At 42.9% G+C, this 23,770-nt stretch carries 15 protein-coding genes, 2 tRNA genes and 2 pseudogenes; 8 read left to right on the top strand and 11 right to left on the bottom strand.

What is annotated here, in order from left to right:
* Positions 1–11: 11 nt before the first annotated feature.
* The 4 genes from HZZ01_RS04065 to rssA form a co-directional block, all read right to left on the bottom strand.
* The gene (locus tag HZZ01_RS04065; protein WP_090960487.1) at positions 12–1,352 is read right to left on the bottom strand and encodes a UDP-glucose/GDP-mannose dehydrogenase family protein; all 1,341 of its coding nucleotides are present in this window, start codon (positions 1,350–1,352) and stop codon (positions 12–14) included.
* Between the two features lie 22 nt (positions 1,353–1,374).
* Entirely contained in the window at positions 1,375–2,283 is a 909-nt protein-coding gene (gene galU / locus HZZ01_RS04060; RefSeq protein ID WP_013358052.1) for a UTP--glucose-1-phosphate uridylyltransferase GalU, read from the bottom strand.
* Between the two features lie 193 nt (positions 2,284–2,476).
* Positions 2,477–3,493 (bottom strand): two-component system response regulator RssB, encoded by a 1,017-nt coding sequence (gene rssB, locus HZZ01_RS04055; RefSeq protein WP_179895604.1) that lies wholly within the window; start codon positions 3,491–3,493, stop codon positions 2,477–2,479.
* A gap of 99 nt (positions 3,494–3,592) precedes the next feature.
* The gene (rssA, locus tag HZZ01_RS04050) at positions 3,593–4,498 is read right to left on the bottom strand and encodes a patatin-like phospholipase RssA (RefSeq protein WP_179895603.1); all 906 of its coding nucleotides are present in this window, start codon (positions 4,496–4,498) and stop codon (positions 3,593–3,595) included.
* A 96-nt stretch (positions 4,499–4,594) separates the two neighbouring features.
* Here rssA and HZZ01_RS04045 point away from each other — a divergent pair, with 96 nt between their 5' ends.
* The 5 genes from HZZ01_RS04045 (at position 4,595) to xthA (ending at position 7,275) form a co-directional block, all read left to right on the top strand.
* Positions 4,595–5,050 (top strand): YchJ family protein, encoded by a 456-nt coding sequence (locus HZZ01_RS04045; protein ID WP_179895602.1) that lies wholly within the window; start codon positions 4,595–4,597, stop codon positions 5,048–5,050.
* Positions 5,051–5,104: 54 nt separating this feature from the next.
* Positions 5,105–5,953: a formyltetrahydrofolate deformylase gene (gene purU / locus HZZ01_RS04040; RefSeq protein ID WP_179895601.1), complete on the top strand. Its 849-nt coding sequence runs from the start codon at positions 5,105–5,107 to the stop codon at positions 5,951–5,953.
* A gap of 144 nt (positions 5,954–6,097) precedes the next feature.
* Positions 6,098–6,182, top strand: a tRNA-Tyr gene (locus HZZ01_RS04035).
* Between the two features lie 40 nt (positions 6,183–6,222).
* Positions 6,223–6,307: transfer RNA gene (locus HZZ01_RS04030), tRNA-Tyr, on the top strand.
* A gap of 161 nt (positions 6,308–6,468) precedes the next feature.
* Positions 6,469–7,275, top strand: a complete 807-nt coding sequence (xthA, locus tag HZZ01_RS04025) for an exodeoxyribonuclease III (RefSeq protein ID WP_179895600.1) — start codon at positions 6,469–6,471, stop codon at positions 7,273–7,275.
* 33 nt (positions 7,276–7,308) lie between these two features.
* Here xthA and HZZ01_RS04020 read toward each other — a convergent pair whose 3' ends face one another.
* Both HZZ01_RS04020 and HZZ01_RS04015 read right to left on the bottom strand, forming a co-directional pair.
* Positions 7,309–7,620, bottom strand: a complete 312-nt coding sequence (locus tag HZZ01_RS04020) for a DUF1496 domain-containing protein (protein WP_179895599.1) — start codon at positions 7,618–7,620, stop codon at positions 7,309–7,311.
* A pseudogene (locus tag HZZ01_RS04015) lies at positions 7,617–9,221 on the bottom strand (DNA topoisomerase III); the annotation flags it as partial. The gene HZZ01_RS04020 and the pseudogene HZZ01_RS04015, both read right to left, overlap by 4 nt.
* 396 nt (positions 9,222–9,617) lie before the next feature.
* Here HZZ01_RS04015 and HZZ01_RS04010 point away from each other — a divergent pair.
* Complete coding sequence (locus HZZ01_RS04010; RefSeq protein ID WP_179895598.1) at positions 9,618–14,972, top strand: RNA-directed DNA polymerase; 5,355 nt, start codon at positions 9,618–9,620, stop codon at positions 14,970–14,972.
* Between the two features lie 452 nt (positions 14,973–15,424).
* Positions 15,425–16,347, top strand: a pseudogene (locus HZZ01_RS04005) (IS5 family transposase).
* 367 nt (positions 16,348–16,714) lie between these two features.
* Here the strand turns inward: HZZ01_RS04005 and HZZ01_RS04000 are convergent.
* A complete protein-coding gene (locus HZZ01_RS04000) occupies positions 16,715–17,020 on the bottom strand; it encodes a helix-turn-helix domain-containing protein (protein WP_054882334.1) in 306 nt (101 codons plus the stop codon).
* Positions 17,021–17,124: 104 nt separating this feature from the next.
* On the opposite strand from HZZ01_RS04000, the gene HZZ01_RS03995 reads away from it, so the two are divergent.
* On the top strand, positions 17,125–17,598 hold the full coding sequence (locus HZZ01_RS03995; RefSeq protein ID WP_179895597.1) for a hypothetical protein: 474 nt from the start codon (positions 17,125–17,127) through the stop codon (positions 17,596–17,598).
* A gap of 111 nt (positions 17,599–17,709) precedes the next feature.
* Here the strand turns inward: HZZ01_RS03995 and HZZ01_RS03990 are convergent, their stop codons facing one another.
* The 4 genes from HZZ01_RS03990 to HZZ01_RS03975 are packed head-to-tail and all read right to left on the bottom strand — an operon-like array spanning position 17,710 to position 23,769.
* Complete coding sequence (locus HZZ01_RS03990; RefSeq protein ID WP_179895596.1) at positions 17,710–19,638, bottom strand: DNA topoisomerase III; 1,929 nt, start codon at positions 19,636–19,638, stop codon at positions 17,710–17,712.
* The gene (locus HZZ01_RS03985; RefSeq protein ID WP_179895595.1) at positions 19,635–20,111 is read right to left on the bottom strand and encodes a hypothetical protein; all 477 of its coding nucleotides are present in this window, start codon (positions 20,109–20,111) and stop codon (positions 19,635–19,637) included. The genes HZZ01_RS03990 and HZZ01_RS03985 overlap by 4 nt, the downstream gene beginning before the upstream one ends.
* Entirely contained in the window at positions 20,111–21,985 is a 1,875-nt protein-coding gene (locus tag HZZ01_RS03980) for a site-specific integrase (protein WP_179895594.1), read from the bottom strand. The genes HZZ01_RS03985 and HZZ01_RS03980 overlap by 1 nt, the downstream gene beginning before the upstream one ends.
* Positions 21,985–23,769: a site-specific integrase gene (locus tag HZZ01_RS03975; protein WP_179895593.1), complete on the bottom strand. Its 1,785-nt coding sequence runs from the start codon at positions 23,767–23,769 to the stop codon at positions 21,985–21,987. Before HZZ01_RS03975 ends, HZZ01_RS03980 begins: the two co-directional genes overlap by 1 nt.
* Between the last annotated feature and the right edge of the window lies 1 nt (position 23,770).

The following is a 23,770-nucleotide window of genomic DNA, read 5'->3' as shown; positions in this document are numbered from 1 at the left end:
TCCCTCGTTAATTATGCAGTTTGAATAGACGCTCCGCGGCCGATTGCATAATAAACGAAACCGCGTTTGCTGATACGCTCTGGATCATACAGGTTACGACCATCAAAAATCACGGCTTCTTTCAGCGCATTTTTGATGATGTCAAAGTCAGGTGCACGGAAGTTTTGCCACTCCGTACAGATAACCAGACCGTCAGCGCCCTGCAGTGCCGCTTCTTTGGTACCCATCAGCTTAAGATCGCTGCGGTGACCATAGATGCGCTGCGCTTCATCCATTGCTTCCGGGTCAAACGCCTGAACAGAAGCGCCTGCTTCCCACAGCGTTTCCATCAGCACACGGCTGGAGGCTTCACGCATGTCGTCTGTATTGGGCTTGAATGACAGGCCCCAGAGTGCAAACGTTTTACCTTTCAGATCGTCACCAAAATGACGCTTGATGAAGGTAGGCAGCTTGTTTTTCTGGTTGTCATTCACATCTTCCACGGCCTGCAACAGACGTGGCTGATAGCCAATGGACTCAGCGGTACGGATTAGCGCCTGCACATCTTTCGGGAAGCAGGAGCCGCCGTAGCCACAACCAGGATAGATAAAGTGATAGCCAATGCGGGGATCAGAACCGATACCCTGGCGTACTTTCTCAATATCCGCGCCTAAACGTTCAGCCAGGTTAGACATCTCGTTCATAAAGCTGATTTTGGTTGCCAGCATGCAGTTAGCTGCATATTTGGTCAGCTCTGCGCTGCGGATATCCATCATGATCATGCGATCGTGGTTACGGTTAAACGGCTCATAGAGCTCACGTAACAGTTCTACCACGTCGTCGTTGTCGGTACCGACAACAATACGCTCTGGACGCATACAGTCATTAACTGCAGCACCCTCTTTCAGGAATTCAGGGTTTGAAACCACATCGAAAGTGATATTGGCATCACGCGCTTTCAGCGCTTCCGTCATTACTGCACGAACTTTGTCTGCTGTGCCAACCGGAACGGTTGATTTGTCGATAACCACTTTGTGATCGTTCATATGCTGCGCAATGGTGCGCGCTACGGCGGTCACATATTTCAGATCGGCAGAGCCGTCTTCATCAGGTGGAGTACCGACGGCAATAAACTGCATAACACCATGGTTTACGCCCAGCTCAGCATCAGTGCTGAACTTCAGACGACCCGCTTCGTAATTGGACATTACCAGCGGCGTTAAACCTGGTTCGAAAATAGGAATGATGCCTTTTTTCAGATTTTCGACTTTATTTGCGTCGACATCAATGCAGAGAACGTCATGTCCGACTTCGGCTAACACCGCAGCCTGAACCAGACCGACATAGCCGATACCAAATACAGTGACTTTCATCGAGTTATCCTGTGTTTATGAATTACTTTTTGTTGCCAACTGCGCCGTCGAGCCATTCAGAAAAATCTTTGCCCAACACCGGATGACGAACACCGTACTCAACGAAAGCCTGCATGTAGCCGAGCTTGTTACCACAGTCATGGCTCACGCCTTTCAGGTGATAAGCTTCAACAGTCTCTTTTTCCATCAGCATCGCGATGGAGTCAGTCAGCTGAACTTCGCCGCCTGCACCTGGAGGAGTTTTCGCCAGCAGTGGCCAGATGTCTGAAGAGAGAACATAACGACCCACTACCGCCAGGTTTGATGGTGATTCTGACGCTTTAGGCTTCTCAACCACACCGACCATTGGTGCGCTATCGCCTGGGTTTAGTTCTGCGCCCTGACAATCGACAACACCGTAAGCAGTAACATCAGCAACCGGCTCAACCATGATCTGGCTGCGGCCAGACTCTTCATAACGGCTCAGCATTTCAGCCAGGTTATCTTTGGTTGGGTTAGATTCATATTCGTCGATGATGACGTCTGGCAGGATGACGGCAAATGGCTCATCACCGATCAGTGGGTGTGCACACATCACTGCGTGACCCAGACCTTTAGCGATACCCTGACGGACCTGCATGATGGTGACGTGTGGCGGGCAGATCGACTGGATTTCGTCCAGCAGCTGACGCTTAACGCGTTTTTCCAGCATTGATTCCAGTTCGAAGCTGGTATCAAAGTGGTTTTCGATGGCATTTTTTGATGAATGCGTTACCAGCACAATTTCGTTGATGCCAGCAGCGATACACTCGTTAACGACATACTGGATTAACGGCTTATCAACCAGCGGTAACATCTCTTTTGGAATCGCTTTGGTAGCTGGGAGCATACGCGTACCCAAACCCGCTACCGGGATTACCGCTTTTTTTACTTTGGTATTATTGGCAGACATTAAGATACCTCTCTTATAGGCCGTTCAAGTTAATACTTGATATGTCGGTTTAAATTCGGAAATGAGTATATCAGTTAGTATCGAACGGATTTATCCTGGAAGGGACCAAACCGTCGAAATTAAGACTATTACCCAACTGTAAAGCTAAACTCTGGCCCTGTCTTCAGCGCCAGAATTCGTGTGTTATTACGGCTTATTCTTCCGTCGAAAGCATCAGCCGGATGCGCCCGCCCGCGCCCCAGACGTGGCATTGCCAGCTCTCTGCGCGCTGACTGATCTGGTTAAGATGGGTGCTGCCCATAGTGCCAAGGGGGACGCCATTACTGAGTTGAATCTGATGGGCATGAACATGGAGGGTGGCGTTTAATCCGGCCGAAACCAGGATTAAGTTTTTTAAACCTCGGTGATAATAACCCACCAGCAACGGGAACTGACCGCTCAGGTTCGCCTGACGCAGCAGCAAATTGACCTGCCTGAGCAGTCCGTTAAGCTCAGGCAAACGCTGTTTTTGCCCGGTCAGTTGTTCCTGTAGCAGGCCATTGAACAGCGCCCGCAGCAGGAGAGCCGCCAGTACTCCGTTGTCACCGGCACGCGTCACATCCAGACAGTAAAATGCCAGATCTTTATCTGAGAGCGCCGCAATATCCAGCACCAGCCCAGGCTGCTCCGCCATCGTCAACTGACGGTAGTTAACCCGACAGTTAGCAATCGTCTGTTGAACCGGTGGCTGGAGTTGCTTGAGCAGTTTGGCGGCTGCTTTTGGATCGCGAACCAGCGCATCCCAGTCCTGGAACAACTGCTCATCCTCTTCCACTTTCGAGGTGAACATAGAGGGATAGAGGCACTCATAGACCGCTTCACGGAAGCGTTCAAAGTTTTTCAGTGGCTTAAGCAGCACATCCTGCACCCCAAGACGCAGTACGTGAGCGATATCAGACATGTTTTCAGTGGCCGAAATGATTAAAATCGGCACGACGTTGCCACGAGTACGAATGTGCTCAACGAACTGAATGCCGCTCATGCGGGGCATTTCCAGATCGCAGATAATCAGGTCGACAGTATGCTGTTGTAGTTGTGCAATTGCTTCCAGACCATCTTCCGCTTGTAACGTCACAGCACCCATCGATAACAAAAATTGGTCCAGCAACGAACGGAAAACAGCCTCATCTTCGACAATGAGTATCTTTTTGCCGAGTAGTGGTTTTTCCATTCTTTCCCCCTGCGTACCAGATATTTCAATAGTGGTTCATAAAACGCAGTTGCGCCTTTCAGAATTGCCCGAAGTCACCGCTTTGAATGAACAACTTCATTATCTGCCACGGACCAGTGGTAATAATTCATCCATTTTCTTCTCTACGGCCACCCTGCCTGCCTCGATGGCCTCTTCAGCACGATGAAAGTCCAGCGTCGAAATCTGCGGACAGACCGGCTGAATCAAAACATCAGGCGGATCGCCTGCCATGCGGTTTCGCTTAAGACGGTTTTCCAGAACCTGTATAGAGGTAGACATTATCTCCATCGCACCAGGCGACTGAGACGCACGGCGTTGGGTAAAATTCACCAGGCGCTGTCGCAACTTTCCACCCCAACTCAATGCCGCTGCTGCGGCTTCTTCTTCACTGTTCTTAGGCGTAACGGAAAAGAGATCCTGCTGCATTAAATGCGCGTCATGCTGTAAATCAACGGCGATAACAATGTCTGCCCCCAGGGCGCGGGTCAGCGAAATCGGCACCGGATTGACCACAGCACCATCCACCAGCCAATACCCATTGTAGCCCACCGGCGGTAATAAACCTGGCATACTGCACGATGCGCGTACGGCCTGATGCAGATCGCCCTCGGTCAGCCAGAGTTCACGGCCGGTGCTGAGGTTAGTGGCCACCACACCAAAAGGTTTATTACAGTGTTCAATCGCATCATTGGGGATCAGTTGACGGACATGGCTGAACACCCGCTCGCCGCGTAACAGTCCGCCACGTTGCCAGGAGACATCCATCAGGCGAATGACATCCCAGTAGCGAAATGCACTGACCCATTTCTGCATCAGCGTCAGGCGGTTATTGACATAGGCAGACCCGACTAATGCCCCGACAGAGCAGCCTGCAACGACGTCGATCTCAATACCGGCACGCTCCAGCGCGTTGATCACGCCAATGTGTGCCCATCCTTTGGCGGCTCCAGACCCCAGAGCCAATCCAATTTTTACCTTTCTCATTTGTATCTGGTCCTGCCGTCAATACGTAGCGTCACAACGTGGGGTCAGCTAACATAGCGCGCCTGTGAAATCGACTCATCAATCCCTGGAGATAGTGTGTCAGAAACCTGCCCATGTTGTAGCGGAGAGCAGTATAGCGTATGTTGCGAGCCCTTTCTGCAGGGCAACCAGATTCCTGTTACAGCTGAACAACTTATGCGATCCCGCTATTGCGCTTATGTTCAGCAAAATGCGGAATATCTGGTTGCGACCTGGCATCCTGAGAAACGTCATCCGGAGTTGTCAGGGCTTTTATCTGAAAGTTTTCCCGATACCGTTTGGCTTAGCCTGAATGTAACCCGTTGTAATCATGGAAGCCATGAGAACGAAGCTTTCGTCACTTTTTTTGCGCGATATCGCGAGAAAACCAACATTCACTCTATTCATGAGTGTTCACGCTTTCTTCGCGAGGATCAACGCTGGTACTATGTTGACGGTACAAAACCGCCCGTGGGGCGTAACGATCCCTGCCCGTGCGGCAGTGGAAAAAAATTCAAAAAATGTTGTGGTTAAGCTGACAGCTGCCCCAGCGGTTTACTCCTAAAGCTTTGACAGGACTCGATTGAGATGCAAGCGCAAACCATGCAAAGAAAAGTTTTACGAACCATTTGTCCCGATGCAAAAGGTCTGATCGCCAAAATCACCAATATTTGTTACAAGCACGAACTCAATATCGTGCAGAACAATGAGTTTGTTGATCATCGCACCGGGCGTTTTTTCATGCGCACCGAACTGGAAGGAATTTTCAACGATAATACGCTGCTCGCCGATCTCGACAGCGCTTTGCCAAAGGGATCAGTGCGTGAACTGCACAGCGCCGGTCGTCGTCGCGTGGTGATTCTGGTCACCAAAGAAGCGCACTGTCTGGGCGACCTGTTGATGAAGAGCGCGTTTGGTGGCCTGGATATGGAAATCGCGGCAGTCGTCGGTAACCATGACACTTTACGTTCGCTGGTTGAGCGTTTCGACATTCCATTTGTGCTGGTGAGTCACGAGGGGCTGACACGGGAAGAGCATGATAATCGCATGGTGGAAGAGATTGACCGCTATCAGCCCGACTACGTGGTGCTGGCGAAATATATGCGCGTTCTGACACCGGCTTTTGTGCAGCGTTATCCGAACCAGATTATCAATATTCACCACTCATTCCTGCCCGCCTTTATCGGTGCCCGCCCTTATCATCAGGCTTATGAACGCGGCGTGAAGATCATCGGTGCCACCGCGCACTATGTGAATGACAATCTCGATGAAGGCCCCATCATCATGCAGGATGTGATCAACGTCGATCACAGCTACACCGCTGATGAGATGATGCGCGCCGGTCGCGACGTAGAAAAAAATGTCCTGAGCAACGCACTCTACAAGGTGCTGGGGCAACGCGTGTTCGTTTACGGCAACCGCACGATTATTCTTTAATCAACCCGTGAGCTGAATTGTCTGCAGATTCAGCGCTACGCGTAAAAAGTGGGCAAACAGTTATGGTTTTGCCAGTGGGCGCTTTACACCCCTATCGCATTTGGTATGATGCGCCCCGCTTTAAGAGAGAAAGATTCAGGCCATGGTGGGATTCCCGAGCGGCCAAAGGGAGCAGACTGTAAATCTGCCGTCACAGACTTCGAAGGTTCGAATCCTTCTCCCACCACCATCTGAATCTGAATCATCTTAAGCCACTTCAATATATCCCTGGTGGGATTCCCGAGCGGCCAAAGGGAGCAGACTGTAAATCTGCCGTCACAGACTTCGAAGGTTCGAATCCTTCTCCCACCACCATTTTGCATATCACATACATCCCAAAACATTACCTGAGCTTCCTGCTCTGCCAGAAAATCCTCTTTATCTAATTCGCACAATCATCCCCTGTTCTGTCATGACTTTATGCATAAAAATCGCTACCATCTCCGGCTATCACTTGCTGAACAATGGTCGATCTCATGAAATTTGTTTCATTTAACATCAATGGTTTGCGTGCCCGCCCGCATCAGCTTCAGGCGCTTGTCGAAGAGCATCAGCCCGATGTTATCGGTCTGCAGGAAACCAAGGTACATGACGACATGTTCCCGCTGGAAGAGGTGGCAAAACTGGGCTATCACGTCTTCTTTCATGGTCAGAAAGGCCATTATGGCGTGGCGTTGCTAACTAAAGCTGAGCCAGTGTCAGTGAGCCGGGGTTTTCCGGGTGATGATGAAGAATCCCAGCGCCGCCTTATCATCGCGGAAATCCCCAGCCCGATCGGCGACATTACCGTAATCAATGGCTATTTCCCGCAGGGCGAAAGTCGCGACCACCCCACCAAGTTTCCGGCGAAAGAGAAGTTCTATCGCGACCTGCAGCGTCTGCTGACTGAGGATCTGCCTGCCGATAAACCGGTTCTGATTATGGGCGACATGAATATCAGCAGTACCGATTCGGATATTGGTATTGGCGAGGATAGCCGCAAGCGCTGGCTGCGCACCGGAAAATGCTCTTTCCTGCCGGAAGAGCGCGAGTGGATGGATCGCCTGCTGAGCTGGGGACTGGTTGATACCTGGCGTGAGCAGAATCCGGACGTGGCGGACCGTTTCTCGTGGTTTGATTATCGTTCGAAAGGGTTTGATGATAATCGTGGTTTACGTATCGATCTGGTGCTGGCAAGCAAAAACCTGGCATCTCACTGCATCGAAACCGGCATTGATTATGCTATCAGGAGCATGGAAAAACCTTCTGACCATGCACCTGTCTGGTCAACCTTCCGCTTTTAAGTGACGGTCGCGTGGCAGAGCGCCACGCGACGCCTATTTCACTATCTTCCAGATAAGGTTGTTGGTGCCAATGGAGTGTTCATCACGGGTGCATTGCAGTAACACGCCCTCTGATTTCACCACCGCACCTTCTGTGTAGTTGCGGTTCTCGAAGATACAGCAGCGAAGACAGTCTGGCTGCCGTCTCTCAGACTGCGACCAGGCTTCTGGCGGAATATCCACCACCACATCGGTGTTGCCACCATTATTACCCTGCGGTGGCATCGACTGATAATGACTGTTGGCCTGCACTGCGCTGGTCGCCAGCGTCAGGGCGACGACCAGTAATACTGAATAACGCCTCATTCCGTCTCCTTCACTTTACGTCTGGTTTTGCGCACCGGACGTTTCTGGCCGGTGGACGGTAATCCCCGAAAGGCATGCACCGCAGGCTGCTGTCGCGCCTGCTGGATAATTCCGGTTAAGGTCTGCACCAGCGGCTGCATGAACTCATCATAGCGACAGGCCTTTTCGCTGATACGCGTCAATGTTGATTCCCACTGCGCGGTCATATCCGGGCGGGCTGCCAGTTCGGGTAAAGAGTGAATTAAGGCACGTCCAGCATCAGTCGAATTGATGTAACGTCCCTTCTTCACCAGGAAGCCACGACGAAACAGTAATTCGATAATGCCGGCGCGTGTGGCTTCCGTTCCTAAACCATCGGTCGCACGCAGCACTTTCTTTAATTCTTTATCCTGAACGAAACGGGCAATACCGGTCATGGCTGAAAGAATGGTGGCGTCAGTAAACGGCCGTGGCGGCTGGGTCTGCTTCGACAGCACCTCGCCCCGCTCGCACAGAAGCTCATCCCCTTTCGCCACCACCGGCAGCGGCATGCCGTCGTTCTCTTCATCCCGCTCTTTGCTGCCCAACAGCGCGCGCCAGCCCGCCTCTGCGAGGAAGCGTGCTTTAGCCACAAATTTTCCGCCCGCGATATCAAGATCGATGACACATTTGCGGAACACAGAATCCGGGCAGAACTGCATCAGATACTGGCGCGCCACCAGCTCATAAATATTCTGTTCGTTTTCACTAAGCTTAACGGCGCTGGCGCGGGCCGTGGGAATAATGGCGTGGTGGGCATCCACTTTTTTATCATCCCAGCAGCGGTTTCTGCGATCGACATCGAAATCGGCCGGTGGGGTCAGCAGTGACTGATGCGCCTGTATCGCCTTTAACACCGCATGACGACCGGCAAAATGCTCTTCAGGCAGATAGCGGCTGTCCGAACGGGGATAGGTAATCAGCTTGTGGGTTTCATAGAGCCGCTGGCAGGTATCCAGCACCGTCTGTGCACTGAGTCCGTAGCGTTTAGCGGCCTCAATCTGCAGACTCGAGAGGGAGAATGGCAGCGGAGCTACTTCATTTTCGCGCTTATCGCTGTAGGCACTGACAATCGCGGGCTGGCCGGTAATGCGCGCCACCACATGATCCGCCAGCGCGCGTTTAAGCAGACGGCCCTCTTCATCCTGCCAGGGCTCACAGGCTTCGCTGGGGATCCAGCTGGCGATAAACCGGGTGCCGTCAGGCGTTAATATATTCGCTTTCACTTCGAAGTAATCTTTCGGCACGAAGTTTTCGATCTCTTCATCGCGCCGTACCACCAGCCCCAGCACCGGCGTCTGCACCCGGCCAACCGACAGCACGCCGTCATATCCCGCGTTACGTCCCAGCAGCGTCCAGGCGCGAGTCATATTGATGCCATAGAGCCAGTCTGCACGAGCACGGGCCAGTGCAGAGACGCACAGCGGGATAAATTCGCGATTTTCACGCAGCCGGTTTATGGCCCGATCCACCGCCTGAGGGTTGAGATCGTTGATCAGACAGCGCTGCACTTTTTTGCGTTTCTCAGCGGGCAGATTCAGGTAATCAAGTACCTCATCCACCAGCAACTGCCCTTCCCGATTACTGTTACAAGTCTTTTTATGAAACCATCTATCAAACTGATTTTATTGACTTTTATTAATTTCATAATTCTAGTAGATTCACAAAATTTTTATACAAACACCTTTAAATAGCAAGCTAGTCTTCAAAACACGCATTTGTAACTGACTTGAAACAACTTAGATAAGAAAGTTAATTTTCACTAAAAATTATTCAAAATGATTTATGATATTATGACATAATATGATTGTTCTTTGAACTGCCAAATATCTTGTATATTCATCAAATCATAAGGTTACATACAATGGCACCTGGCGACCTAGACTTAAATGATGAAAAATACGTAAAATACATAATTCTTCTTACCTATCCCTATGACTCCACACAAATTAACTAGCTATTGATAAGGATAAAAAATAGTGAATGAAATTGCAGAAATCTCCAAAAAAATATTCAGGTTATTTTCGACAGATCAAGACTCTCATGCGGAGCAGCAAAACGATGGTAGGTACTATAAAAAGCATGGAAGAATAACTTCTGTTAAAATCGAACAAATGCTTAAGGACCACGGATCAATAGCGGTTTACCAGCGGAATATTGATAATAGTATTAAATGGATTTGTTATGACTTTGACATTATTAAGTCTCAACTATCCGAATCTAAAAGACAAAATGCACAAGTTGAACTCGATTTAGCAGTAACTAAGTTTTGCAACTTTTTAATAAAAAAAGAAATATCATACTTCATTGAACACTCAGGAAATAGAGGGATTCATATATGGATCACCTTTAACAAATCTATATCATTAAAAAATGGTCATGAAATATCATCATTATTACTTGAACATGCACAGCTAAATTACAATTCAGAAATCATTGCGATAGATTTATTCCCACATTCTAACAAAGTTACAAATAGTGTAGGCTCGTGCGTAAAACTACCTTTATCTAAACATAAAAAATCCGGGTGCTATTCATTTTTCTTAAAAGGAGTCGATTCTATAGAGAATGCCTGCCCTCCCCAATCACTATCTCAAGAATTTTTACTGGCACAAAAAATAATAGTCGACACACATATACCCGTATCAGTTGAGCAAATTGAAAAAACTTTCAATGTGTTTCTATCGCTACACCATACTTCATACTTCGAAGCCAGAATAAAAGAAATTAGGGTTGATGATTTTAGTTTGGATGAATTGTTTAAACATTGGGAAAAACACCCACCTTTAAAAAACTTAAAAAATAAAATAGAAGAGCGTAACTTAAATAATCAAGAGCGGAAGTTATTAGTAGGCATACTCGGCAATGTAGTTGGAAAGGATTTGAAAAAAATAGGTGAAAAAATCCTACTCAAAATATTTGAAATGCAGCAGAACTATAACAAAGAAATAACAATAAAAGCAATAGATATGCTTTCTTCGTTTTACTTTCCGACTAAAGAACAGATTGAAGACATACTTAAAGAAAGATTTGATAAAACAGTTACAGATGTGAGCCTTTTGGATGCGATTTTAATAAAAGTTATCAGCTTCGATCAAGGCCATTTCGATTTCTGCATAACAGACGTAGAAGTAACAAGAAATGCAGAGATGAAATACCTTATACAAAATGATGAGGCTCAATCTCGAAAAGTTTTCAATGAGCTTTGTATAATCAGGCCTGACGAGTATTTATCAAACATCAGAAGCTTTATTGAAAATTACTCCAGAGACAAGGTTAATTTCTACAAGCATTTTAGGAAAGAAAGCGATAAAGAAAGAGAGTTGATAAGCCTTGAGTGTCTCGAACGGATGACAACAAGTCTGGTTCTAAAGCAAATTCAGCATTTTTTCAATCTACCAAATAGCAATTCGAGTCATGGGTATAAGGTTCAAAATGGTTTTAAAAATGGTTTCATATTTGAACCATGGCTCTACCTTTGGATTCAATTCTTATATAACATTTCAACATTCATCAATAATCCGGACTACTCAGATTGTTATATAATAAAAGCAGACATTGCGTCTTTTTATAACAAAGTAGATCATGACAAACTTAAGAGAATGCTGTTAGATAGCTCTCCACTAAGCATTATCAAGGAAAAACTAGCATTATTAGATAGTCAATCCTTAGAGAAATATAAAAAATTGATAACAATTTGCCTTGATATTTCCAAGGCTACCGTTACTGATGACAAAGGATTACCACAAGGCCCAGCGTTTGCAAGATTCTTTGCAGAGTTATATTTATATGAAATCGATAGTAAATTTGAGGGATTATTAAGCAATGATTCAATATTACTTTATCAACGTTATGTTGATGATATTTTTATTGTATGCAAAAGTGAAAATGAAGCTAAAGAGATGCTATCATTTCTTGAGTCTGAGCTTAGTGTATTAGGTCTTGAAATAAAACATAGTAAAACCCTTATAAAAAAAGTCGCAGACTTTTCTCCCGATTATGATAAATATCGATCTCAGTCAAAGTATTCAGTAGATAGAATTTCCACCAATTTCTCAACCGCGACCAACGAAGAAAAAAGTCATGCTATAAACGAATTTATCAGTCTCATACAGTCGGATACTAAACAGGATGATTACTCATTCATTTTTTCTCACCTTAGAGGGGTTGCTGAGGTTGAACCATTAAAAAACGATGAGATAGATGATATTCTTACTAGCGGGATAGGTAGAGGGAGTTTATATCGCAATCTTTTCAATCATATTCTGGAAGATGAAAAAAACTGGCATTATATAACAGCAGCTAAAAATTACAATTCGCTTCAATCAGAAGTGCTCACTTCAACGGTAATAAATTTTATTGAAGAAGGGAAAAATAGTCATGATAAATTTTTAGATTTGATGAATGATGTTTATCACAAATTAACGCTAACCAAGATGGTAAATGAGCACTTATTACAGATGAATCTATTAATAGGGCTCGACGTTGATTATCAAAAAATGTCAGCTAATTCAATAGTCGATGTAGTGAGTGCATTTCCACTTCGATTAAACATAAAAACCACAGCCCCCCTACTGGAACAAATAAACACTGAATTAAATAGCATGAATGATAAAAATAAAATCATAAATGTGCTATATGCTTTATCACGTACGGCGCACATTGAGGCACATGAATTAAAAAAGATTTCATCTCTATTTTTCTCTTACGTTGCCTTAAATATGGTAAGTAAAGAATTCACTCAAAAACAGGAATTCATCAACGAAAGTCTTAGCTACACAATAAAATACCACTACCTCATTTCTTTGTTTTCATTATCTAAGGTCAATACATCTCGTGATTTGCTAGTCAGCATGTGGAAGTATTGTGCCTGTATGTATAACAATATCAAACACAATGTTAATGAAAAAATTGACTATGGATGGATACATAAAATTGCATCACTTGAATTAGATCAGAACAAGTTATACGTTTTATTATCGTCAATTGTAGATGGGGAAATATTCAGAGGAACATTAGACAAGAGATCAGTTTTTAAAACTTACCATACACTTTTGTTAATAAGACTTTCAGAAAAGATTTCAGAATGGAAAAGCGATGAAATAGATGCATTACTCGAGAAAATAAGTAAAACATCTAATTTCTACGAATGGATCATAAACAGAGAGCAAACTGACTTACTTCCGAATTCTAGAGAGTGGTTTGACAGTAATATAATATATAATAACACCATAATGCTTAAGCGTGGTAATAGCGTTCTGATTAGAAAGCCTTATGAGCTTTTCTATAATAAAAAAAATGTAGAAATCGCAGAAGATGGTTATGGTGAAATCATTGAAAGCTATAATACGAGTGAGCTCAATACAGTACTAGGTGTTATTTCTAAACTTAACTTTAAACAGTTCATAGAATTCTTGACAAATGAACTTGATCATAGAAATGAATACGGTCTTCCTAATATTTTCACTAACACACTTTTAGTTAGAGAAAACACTCTCAAACCTTTTACTAATGAAATTTACTCACCAAGATATTTCATATTCGAAGAAAACAACGAATTAGTCTCTATAAAAGAAAACTCCATTAAAGTTTTTATTGAGCTCATGTTTAAAAAATTTTCTGAGGCAACAGACACCTCATCAATTGAAATTTATGAAAAGTACATAGCTAAAATACCCGATGAAATTGATCTGGTTATTTTTCTAAAAAACCTCTCTAGACAACTCAAAGCATTTAATGAAATGGACGATGTATCTTCTATTATTTTAATTGACCTTTCAATTGCTTCTGCATTATATAGCAGCATTGCCGAAAAGAACTCTCCCCTTTCGAGCTTTGAAAAATTCACTGAGTTTTATCTTCCGAATGAAGAATTCTCGCATAGCACCTACGTTTATTCGGTAGATGACACTATGTCCATTGATGACTCAAATCCTAAGAGTATGATTAATACCATTCTAAATACAATTACAAAAACTAAGGATTCAGCTTTCCCGTTTCTGATGTTAGATATTGAAAATGGTCTCATTGATTATCAAAACTCTATTCAACACATCCTTTCTAAGGATGAAGGAGAGTTTTTAGTTAGCATCGAATCCTTTATCCGTTGTCAAGTAAAACTCATAACTTATACCCGAACTCTTGAACTAGGTAACAACGAAAGCTTTGATTATTCACATGTAAAATATATCAATTACACAGGTTATTGTATTGAAGAAATTTCTTTATCGCACTCTCACTATATCAATAAAGCTTCGCATATTTATCATAGTAAGATTGGAGATTTCATTTACTTAATTGCTTTACCTCCATCGTTTTCAAAAACCTTCAAGTATATCAATTATTTATCTAAAACATTAACACCTCAACGTCCTAGGACCTTCACACCATATGAGATAAACAAGGTCAACATCTCAAACATAGACAGATTTGAGCATGCTGTGCACGTTATTAAACATCATAAAGACATCCAACACCATGTTGCAAAAGATATATTAATTAAATGGCTATCGACTTTTCCTGAAAAGTATCGTGAAATTTTCGTACTGCTTATAGCATCGCACCAGTACATCACTTCAACTGAAATAGATTTATTCTGCGGCCGTATTCTAGAGCTAATAGAAAATAATGAAAATGCAATGTTGATAAAAAAAGTTGAGGATTATAATGGCACTATAAGATGTTTTCATAAAAGCGCCAAGTTGAGTCGAAAAGTATCTTCTTTAGATCCAGCCTTAATCGACATTGAACGTTCTCAAGAGCTATCCATCATAGTAGATGTAATTATTAGTGGCACACAAATATGTCACGCAATGAATTTCTATATTACGGGTTCAGGAAATAATAATTGTTACTTTGATGGTATAGATAAATATGGTATACCTCTGAATACCAAACTTGAAAAAGTTACTAAGCTAAAAATTCATTGTATCTTATATACACAACACTCTATCGTAAAAATAGAAGAATCCCTAAAAAAAATAATGCCATCTCTAAAAGAGGTAGAAGTATTAGGTGTTAGGAATATTGGTGACGATGCCTACTTTGGATCAACAACAGCTATTGGAAATAATGACAAAGAGAAGATTTATGAAATGCTATGTGATGAAGAAGAGTGCCTCTTAATATATAGCTACCTTAAACACCCTGCTATCAAAAATAAAGAATTCCGTACTCGTTATGTTCTAACTACTGAAAAAATTGCAAAAACTAATTTAGTTGCTAGATTCCAATCACTACCAAAAATGTGCTTCAGCTTTTTGTATTTTGGATTAAAAAGTAATAGTGACCTTCACCCCATGGATAGAATTTTAGAATCGAATGATATGAAATAAAATGGTAAGGGTGCTAATTTTCTTAGCACCCTATATCTAGTAAATAACGTAGCAGGTAATTATTTCATTAAAATTATAATTCCTCTTAAAAAAATAAACATTCACTTTTAGAAATCGTCCGATGACCTCCTTCCACTATCCGTGACACGCTAAATTAGATATCTGACTAAAGTAGAACAGTTAAGTCAGGTAATGCGTCTTAAATTAAGCCATCCCCGTTAGTTATTACTGGATAAACTTTTAAGTAAGAATAGTTAAACTTCACAAAAACAAATTTATGATTGAAAAATTACAGGTTTATCCATATTTTCACGGAAATATCGATATCGATATCGAAGTCGAGAGTTGTGTTTCCAATTCTTAGCCCATTTTATTGGCTTTGTTGAATAAATCGAACTTTTGGCTGTAATCAGGATCAGATCACCACATTCCTGATCCCGTAGCGATATCCCGTGGCAAAACAAAAGTTCAAAATCACTAACTGGAACGCCTACAACAAGGCGCTCGTCAATCGGGGCTCGCTGACATTCTGGTTGGATGAACAGGCCATACAGGCCTGGTACGATGAACCCCAAACGTCTTCACGTGGCCGTCCGCAACACTATTCTGAGCTCGCCATTTCCACCGTACTGATGCTCAAACGCATCTTTGGCCTCACACTTCGGGCCGCTCAGGGTTCGTTGATTCCATTTTTAACTTAATGAAGCTCTCGCTCCGTTGCCCGGATTATTCCTGCGTCAGCAGGCGAGCTAAGTCCGTCAGCATCCCTTTCAAAAATCCCACGCGCGGCGAGATTGCTCACCTGGTTATCGACTCCACCGGCTTAAAAGTCTTCGGTGAGGGCGAGTGGAAAGTGAAAAAGCATGGTCAGGAAAAACGCCGCGTCTGGCGCAAACTACACCTGGCCGTGGACGCCGATACCCACGAGGTTATCTGTGCTGACCTATCTCTTAACAACGTGACCGATGCGGAGGCATTCCCGGGGCTTATCCGCCAGACCCACCGGAAAATCCAGGTAGCTTCAGCCGACGGAGCTTATGACACAAAACGGTGTCACGACGAGCTGCGTCGTAAGAAAATCAAGGCGCTTATCCCACCACGGATCCGTGCAGGTTACTGGCCGATGGAGTATGCCGACAGAAATCAGGCGGTGGCGAGGCAGCGGCTTACGGGAAGCAATGCGTACTGGAAATGGAACAGGGCTTATAACCGACGTTCGGTGGCCGAAACGGCGATGTACCGTGTAAAACAGCTGTTTGGTGGGCATCTTACGCTGCGGGATTACAATGCGCAGGTTGGAGAAGCTATGGCCATGATCCGTGCCTTAAACAAAATGACGCGTGCAGGGATGCCAGAAAGTGTGCGAATTGCCTGAGGAGCTTACTGACAGGGGGAGTTTTTATCTAAATCCGATTTATTCAACAAAGCCCATTTTATTATACAAGTGGGTAAATCATCGCAAGAACCAGATAAATACGAACCTCGTGCTGACCTCAATTTCGGTGGATAATTGCGGTGCGCAATACAATGAAGATAATAGTAGTTTTTCTTTAGGTATGTATTGAAATATTTATGGTAATAGCAACGAAGATTTGTATACTAGCAAAAAGTTACTCTTTGATAAGTACGAATACATAATTTTTTATACTGCGGTATAAGTTTTTTCATCTCACTTCCTGGATAATTTAATTACCCAGAAGCGATCCTCATCATAGTGATCCATGCCCAATTTTTCATAAAAATCATATACTTTTACGCAATTTACTAATCAGACTCAGTTTTGCCTGTTCATCCAGATTATTAAACAGGCAAACGAGTTCTGCACTCAGCTCATCTTCACAAAAAAAGTAACTCAGCGGGACACCAAGCTCTCTAGCCAGCTTTTTCAGCATATCTATATCTGGGATATGCCGCCCCTTTTCGTAATGATTCATACGTCCGCTAGCCGAGCCTTCATCCATACCAGCTCTGATCCCCAAGTCCTTTTGGGACAAACCGGCTTTTTTTCTGGCCTGCCTGAGTCGTTCTGGGAAGGGGTTATTCTGCAAAGTATTTTCATCATCTGACGTCTCGGATGCTTAGATTGTCTAAGTTTCTCTCACTCCTGTATACTTAGCAATCCTAAGTTTTTGGCCTGTGAGTTTTTACCGATATGAACCAAGGGATCTCATTCAGCAGCAGTAAAAAATTTCGTCATATTTTGAACCAGCTCAGAAATCATAAAGTACTACGCAGTCAATTGATTAATATAGCAATTACTGAATTTCAACTCACGGAGAAACAGGCTGCAGGGCTGATTGACCGTGGTATCTATCAGCTAAGGCATCAAGGCCTTGTAAAGGCAGATGGGAAGGTAAAAAATATTAGTTACCAGTTTTCCTTTGGTGTGATAAATCATCCACCACTTCATGTCGTTAATGATGCAACGCTTTTGCTCTCTTCTGAAAAGAAAAAATTAGAAAAAGAATTGGCGCAGATCCGCTACGAGCTGGAGGCCTATCAAGAGTTTCTGGAAAAAATACCGAAAAAAAAGCTTAAAATAATGAGATTACAACAAGATACTGCTGAAAAACTAAATCAGCTAAATGGCAAGCTACAAGCAGTTAACCAGCTGTTATCTCTGTAAACAAAGGAGGATGCCAAATAGAGGACATCCTTCTTTGTCTAGGGTCTTGCTATGCGGCATAGCATATTTTTTTACTACACGAAGTAATATCAACCTCAGCATCAATTGCGATCAGTCTTCACTCTGCCTTTTTACTGACTTTTTTACTGCAGTTTTTTTATAGGAGGCCTTACCTAATCCTCTAAGCCCATCAAAACGGATATTGTCCACTTGATGAATAAACTCGTGCAAACCATCAACCATTGGTTGCATAAACTGACCATACTTGATTTTTTTCTCAGAAATCGCTTCTAGTTGGGACTCCCAATGTGCAGTCATATCTGGCTTGGTCATGGCTTCCGGCAGGGACAGAATCAATCGTCGGCCAATATCCGTAGCATGAATTTCTTTGCCTTTTTTGGTCAGATAGTCGCGCTTAAATAACAACTCAATGATGCCTGCTCTGGTCGCTTCTGTTCCCAATCCATCGGTTTCTCTAAGTACCTTTTTAATCGCTCTGTCAGTCACGTATCTGGCAATGCCCGTCATAGCTGATAGTAAAGAAGCATCGGTAAAGTGGCGTGGCGGTGAAGTCTGTTTTTCATCGAGCTTGCCATCGACACAGAGTACCCCCTCCCCTTTGATAACATTTGGCAATCTTACAGCTGAAAACTCGGGATCTTCAGATGATGATTTCCTCTCCGGCAATAGTGCCTTCCAGCCTTTATCCACAACCTCTTTCTGCCTGCTGATAAACAATCCGCCACCGACTTCGGTATCGATCTGCTTTTCTTGATATTGAAAAGGTGGATAGAACTGCATCAGATACTGTCTGGCAACCAGTTCATAGATGTTCTGCTCATCAAGCGACAGACGACTCGTATCAACCCCACGACTGGTCGGGATAATCGCATGGTGCGCACTGACCTTATCATCATTCCACGCCTTAGATTTAACTGACAGATCGGCAATTTCAACAGCTGTCGCCAGTCCTGGGACGGTTTTAGCGATCGCTTGAGTGACTCTATGTATATCGCCAAAGTGTCCGCTGGGTAGATAGCGACAATCTGAACGAGGATAGGTAATCAGCTTATGTTTCTCATATAGCTGCTGGCACACATCCAGCGTCTTCTGGGCATTGAGATTAAAACGTCTGGAAGCATCGATTTGCAGTGCGGACAAGTTATAGGGTAATGGCGGGGCTTGTTTTGCACGTTCTTCGGTTACAGCAACCACGGTTCCTTGCTGGCCTGTTACCTTCTTTAACACGGTTTCAGCCAGCTTTTTCAGTATCAGTCGCCCATCTTCATCCATATAGGGTTCACAGGCGGCACTCGGTTTCCATTTTGCTGTATAAATTTGGTCTTTATCGGTTTTAAGATCGATAAACACGTCATAAAAGGGTTTAGAGACAAAATTCTCGATTTCTAAATCACGATTAACGACCAAACCTAATACCGGCGTCTGTACCCGTCCTACAGACAGCACACCGTTATAACCCGATGACTGCCCTCTTAAGGTACATAAACGGGTCATATTGATACCATAGAGCCAGTCAGCGCGTGCACGCGCTAATGCTGAAGTAGCCAGAGGGATAAAGTCGATATTGCGGCGTAGATCATTTAACGCACGTTGAATAGCATCAGCGTTCATATCGTTAATTAAACAGCGCTTAGCTGCTTCACGTTTCTCTTTTGGGACACCGCAATAATTGATAATCTCATCAACCAGAATTTGCCCGACCCTATCGGGGTCGCCCATATTGACCAGCACATCTGCTTCGTTAATCAATTTTTTTATAACGTTGAATTGCTTCTGCGTGGCAGGCTTTACCGAGTGTTTCCACTCTATTGGCACTATAGGTAAATGCTCTCTGCGCCACTTTTTAAAGTCAGGGTTATAGGCATCAGGCTCAGCCTGTTCGAGTAAATGGCCAATACACCAAGTCACCACATCACCGTTTGCGGTTCTAATAAACCCGTCCCCTTTTTGATGTGGTTTAGGCAGAACATCAGCAACTGCCCTGCCCACACTTGGTTTTTCAGCTATGTACAAAATCACTGACTTCTCCTGCTGCTTATATCAACAACCTTGAGTGCTGATACTTCCCTTTCCAGATCCTCGATCTTATCTAATGCTTCGAACAAAGAGAATTCTAACTGAGCATTTTTAGCAATAATCTTATCGCAGAAGGCTTTGATATCGTCTCGTTGAGACCTGTAACGCTCTTTTAACTCGTGTTGTTTGTCCCTTTGTACGCGCATTTTATCCACCGAGGCTTTACCTGACTCGATAGTAGACACTGCGTTATCGAGCTTTCTTTCGTGAAGAGCTCTTTTAGCTTTCTGGACAAACTCATCGTAGTAGTAGATCCCCCCCGAACTCAGACCCGCTTCCTGATTGATACGGCTCAGACTTACTCGCCCATCGTGGGGAGTCCGCTCCGGGACGCCGTTCAACAAACGTTCAAGTGCCCGTTCAAGCCTGATTATGGTCTGTTTACCTCGGTCAGAGAGAGTCTCTTCATCAATCATCAATAGATATCCTTTTTATTAAAAGCAACATGCTCAAGATGATGCTCTGATAAAACCTGCTCAATTGCCCTGATTTCGTAAAATAATTTCGAGGTAACATTCGGCATATCCAGCCCAAGAGATTCAATATCATTATATTTTATAATTAACTTTTCTCTGATATTAACGAGTGTTTTTGCCTTGTCTTTTGTGACAATTTTATACTGGCAAGTCGTCATATCACAAATTCGGTCACAATCTGGGTTAGTGCAGTATCCTCCAGGGTGTTCAACTATCGAAAGCCGACCATCCTGAACTTGCTTACGAATTTCTTCTCGATTTAAGTAGATACGCGTGTCACCCTCAGCCCTAAGGTTTTTAATTCTTTTCCCTTCATGACCAGCTAATGTTTCAGCTTCATTATAAATATGGTAAAAAACATCTGTCATATAGTTCTGGTTTTCACCCGCAATTTCATACTGTAGATCTTTGTCAATCATCATATCAACATAAGAAGCGATATTGGCCTGATTGGCATACCAAGATGTCATGGCTATATTCATATGCTTAAATTGATACTTAATATCGAGCAGAGAAGCCAACTTATTACGCACCAGATAAACAGCAAATGTCCGACGAAATGCATGGGGATGAACCTTCAACATTTGTCCAATTTTAAGCTCACCTTTTCTTGAGGGGTTTAGTAAGTCGAACTCTTGAACATCATTTTTTGTAGCACGATATCCAATGGATTTAACGAAGGTGTTAAGAGAATGGGCTAATGATTGTTTTCCAACCTCAGGTCGATGTCCTCGCATATAGGGAAGCGTAACAAATAAGCTGTCTACCTTTTCAAGAAAAGCATTTCTTTCATCAGGATGTACTATTGAATCCGCTTTTGCTCTCCACTTTTCACGCGCAAAGCTAAATGCATCCCAAAGCAGTAAGATAGATTTTTTAACACTCGGTATCGTTACCCATGAGGTGTGTCGTGCTACCCCTCCTGCATTAGGTTTGGTATCAAGACCATGCAAAACAGGAACTGTCATACCTGCATATTTCTTCTCTTGATAGGAATAAATATCAAAAGACTTTATCTCACTATCCCGACAGCCAGTAAATGCCGCAATCACGGTATAACAGGCTCCACGGAGCCAGGATAACCATGAGCCGCTATAGTCAAATTGAATATCAATTTTTTTTGGTAGCTGTTTAATATTCTTAAGTGCATATCTTCTTGCGGAAATATTAGACTTATAGCGTTTTGATAATTCTAAATACTCAGACACATAATCATCATAGCATGAAGATATTTCATTTCTATAAGGATAATAAGCTTCAACAACGCTCAGTGCCTCACCATAATATTTAGACGCAATAGATTCTGGAATGCATACTGCTTGTGAGACTGATGCACCACTCACAGATAAATATAATGCTAGTTCTTCGTTATTCTTTATCTCTCTGGTTATTACTTCTGCATTATGCAAATGAGATAAAAAAATAAGATTATTCTTCCATGTTTTAAACTTTAAGCTTTTACTTTTGGCTTCAACTAATAACCGCCTAAAACCCTCATCATCATCAATAAAGTCATATGATACTCCATTACATCTAGTGATGCATTTTTCAAAAATAACAGCACCCTCAATGATATTTTTAATAGCACTTTTTTTGGACTTTAAGCTATCATTTGATATCACCTCGTGAACTAGGTATTTTACTGTCGACTTGAACGTACCAGATAATCTGGAGAAAGAAACGTTAAAGCCTAATGACCATAAATACCACTTATCAGAACCATAGTAGCTATATGGATTGCCTTCAGTGTCAAAAGAAACGATCAGATCATCATAAATATTATTACTATCAATAAATTTCAGAACTTCTTTCATCAGTAAATACCCAGCATTAATTCCAGGTCATTCGTATCCAGCCAAAGGGGATGCACTCCATCTAGGTACTTATCATAGGCCCTCTTATACACCGCAGCATGCTCCTTTTTCATTCTTTCTATGATGACCTGAATAGTATTATTTACCTTATTCAGTAAGTTTGATGGCCGGGAGTTAATAGCAGGCCTTGTCACTGTTTCCAGAATAACATCATTAAAAGAGAGTAAAAGCCAGATATCATCAACCTCAGCAATAATAGCGTGGTGCCTGCATCCATAACACTCAAGGAATTTATGACAAGCCACCACATCATGATTTTCAGCCAGACCATTTTTGACCAAAACCTCTTTTACTTTTATCGCTTTATCCTTAAATGCTCCACCGCATCTTAAGCCATTGGTCAACTTTTTAAATTTCTTGCTGGCTTCGCTCTCTTTAAGCGGGTCGTGGTACAGGAATGCACTCTCAGTGATGGCCTTATCTAACGGCTTTCCCAAGGCAGTCTGCTCTCTGATATATAGTGCGGAAGCCAGCGAGAATTCCGTGGTGACACGGTTACCATCTGCATAATGTTTTGCAACCGTTTCAACGGAATTATTGAGCCCCTGGGAAACAAAGAACACACTCTCTGTTGCTCTCATAATCAGTGAGGCTTTCGTCTTTCTAAAACGTTGGCTACTCAAGGCAGGTAGTCCAAGATCAACAATAGTTTTATTTAAGACACTCATGTTACTATCAGTCATATATGATTTATTATTAATTGATGGATTAGGAAATAAAAAACTATTTTCATCTTTATTTATTTTTTTGCTAACACTAATCCAACTTTCAAAAAAAGATCTCGCATCCTTAGTAAAGCCGACATCAATTTCATTCGTTCGCCCTGACTGCCTTCCTTTTTTTGTGTTTAATTTATACGTTTTTCTATTAAGATCTTTAAATAGACCTTCGCTGAAGTCAGACAATCTTAACTTTAATAACGATGACGCATTTGCACCTGTATAGAAACATGTCATAAAATAGGCTACCCTAACCAAGTCAGATAACCATACAGTATCACTATTTTTATATGAGACTGTTCTCTCTGTTGATGTCTTATTTTTATATTTATGATTACCTGCTAGATCTTTTAGTTCATAAAGAGGAAAAGCTTTAGGCTTAGTACCATTTTCGAGATGCGCAGCATAACATATATATATAGTTTGCAATGCAGAAAAAAGCTCTTTAACTTCGTCATCAGTATAAGGAGAAACACTCTGCGTATCTGCCGGAAAAGAAATAAACATGCTTTCACATTTTTTATATAGTTCATAGTCCATAGATTTCAATAAAGCTTTTATGGAATTTTGACGACCGGATAATGTTTTCCCTTTACTTCCTTGATTATGTGAGCTAACAAGATTTTTTATATACATTGATATTGTGTCAATGCAGAAAGCATTCTTGATTTTTTGTTCATCTGTCATTTTTAAGAAACGTACAGTTTCATTAAAAACATTTACTTTAGTCCGATCTGTTGCATCTAAACTGTGTATTGCATTACAAATACGTACTACAAGTGATTGTCGATTAGCATAAACAAAATTAGGTTTATCAATTGTAATATTTATATTGTTGTCAGTAATAGAAATAGTAGGGCAATTTTCGTAGAGTAAACGCTCAAAATTTGCAGAGCGATCTTGATCTTTTATAAATCTATCTCGTAAGCTAATATGAATTACTGTATCAGTATCAATGTTCGATGTCGTTACTGTTTTGCGTTTATTCTCTTTTAAAAACGCCATA

It is taken from the genome of Pantoea sp. WMus005, assembly GCF_013415305.1.
Classification (GTDB): Bacteria; Pseudomonadota; Gammaproteobacteria; order Enterobacterales; family Enterobacteriaceae; genus Pantoea; species Pantoea rara.
Note: the sequence above shows the minus strand (reverse complement) of the source record. Positions and strands in the feature narration are given on the sequence as shown.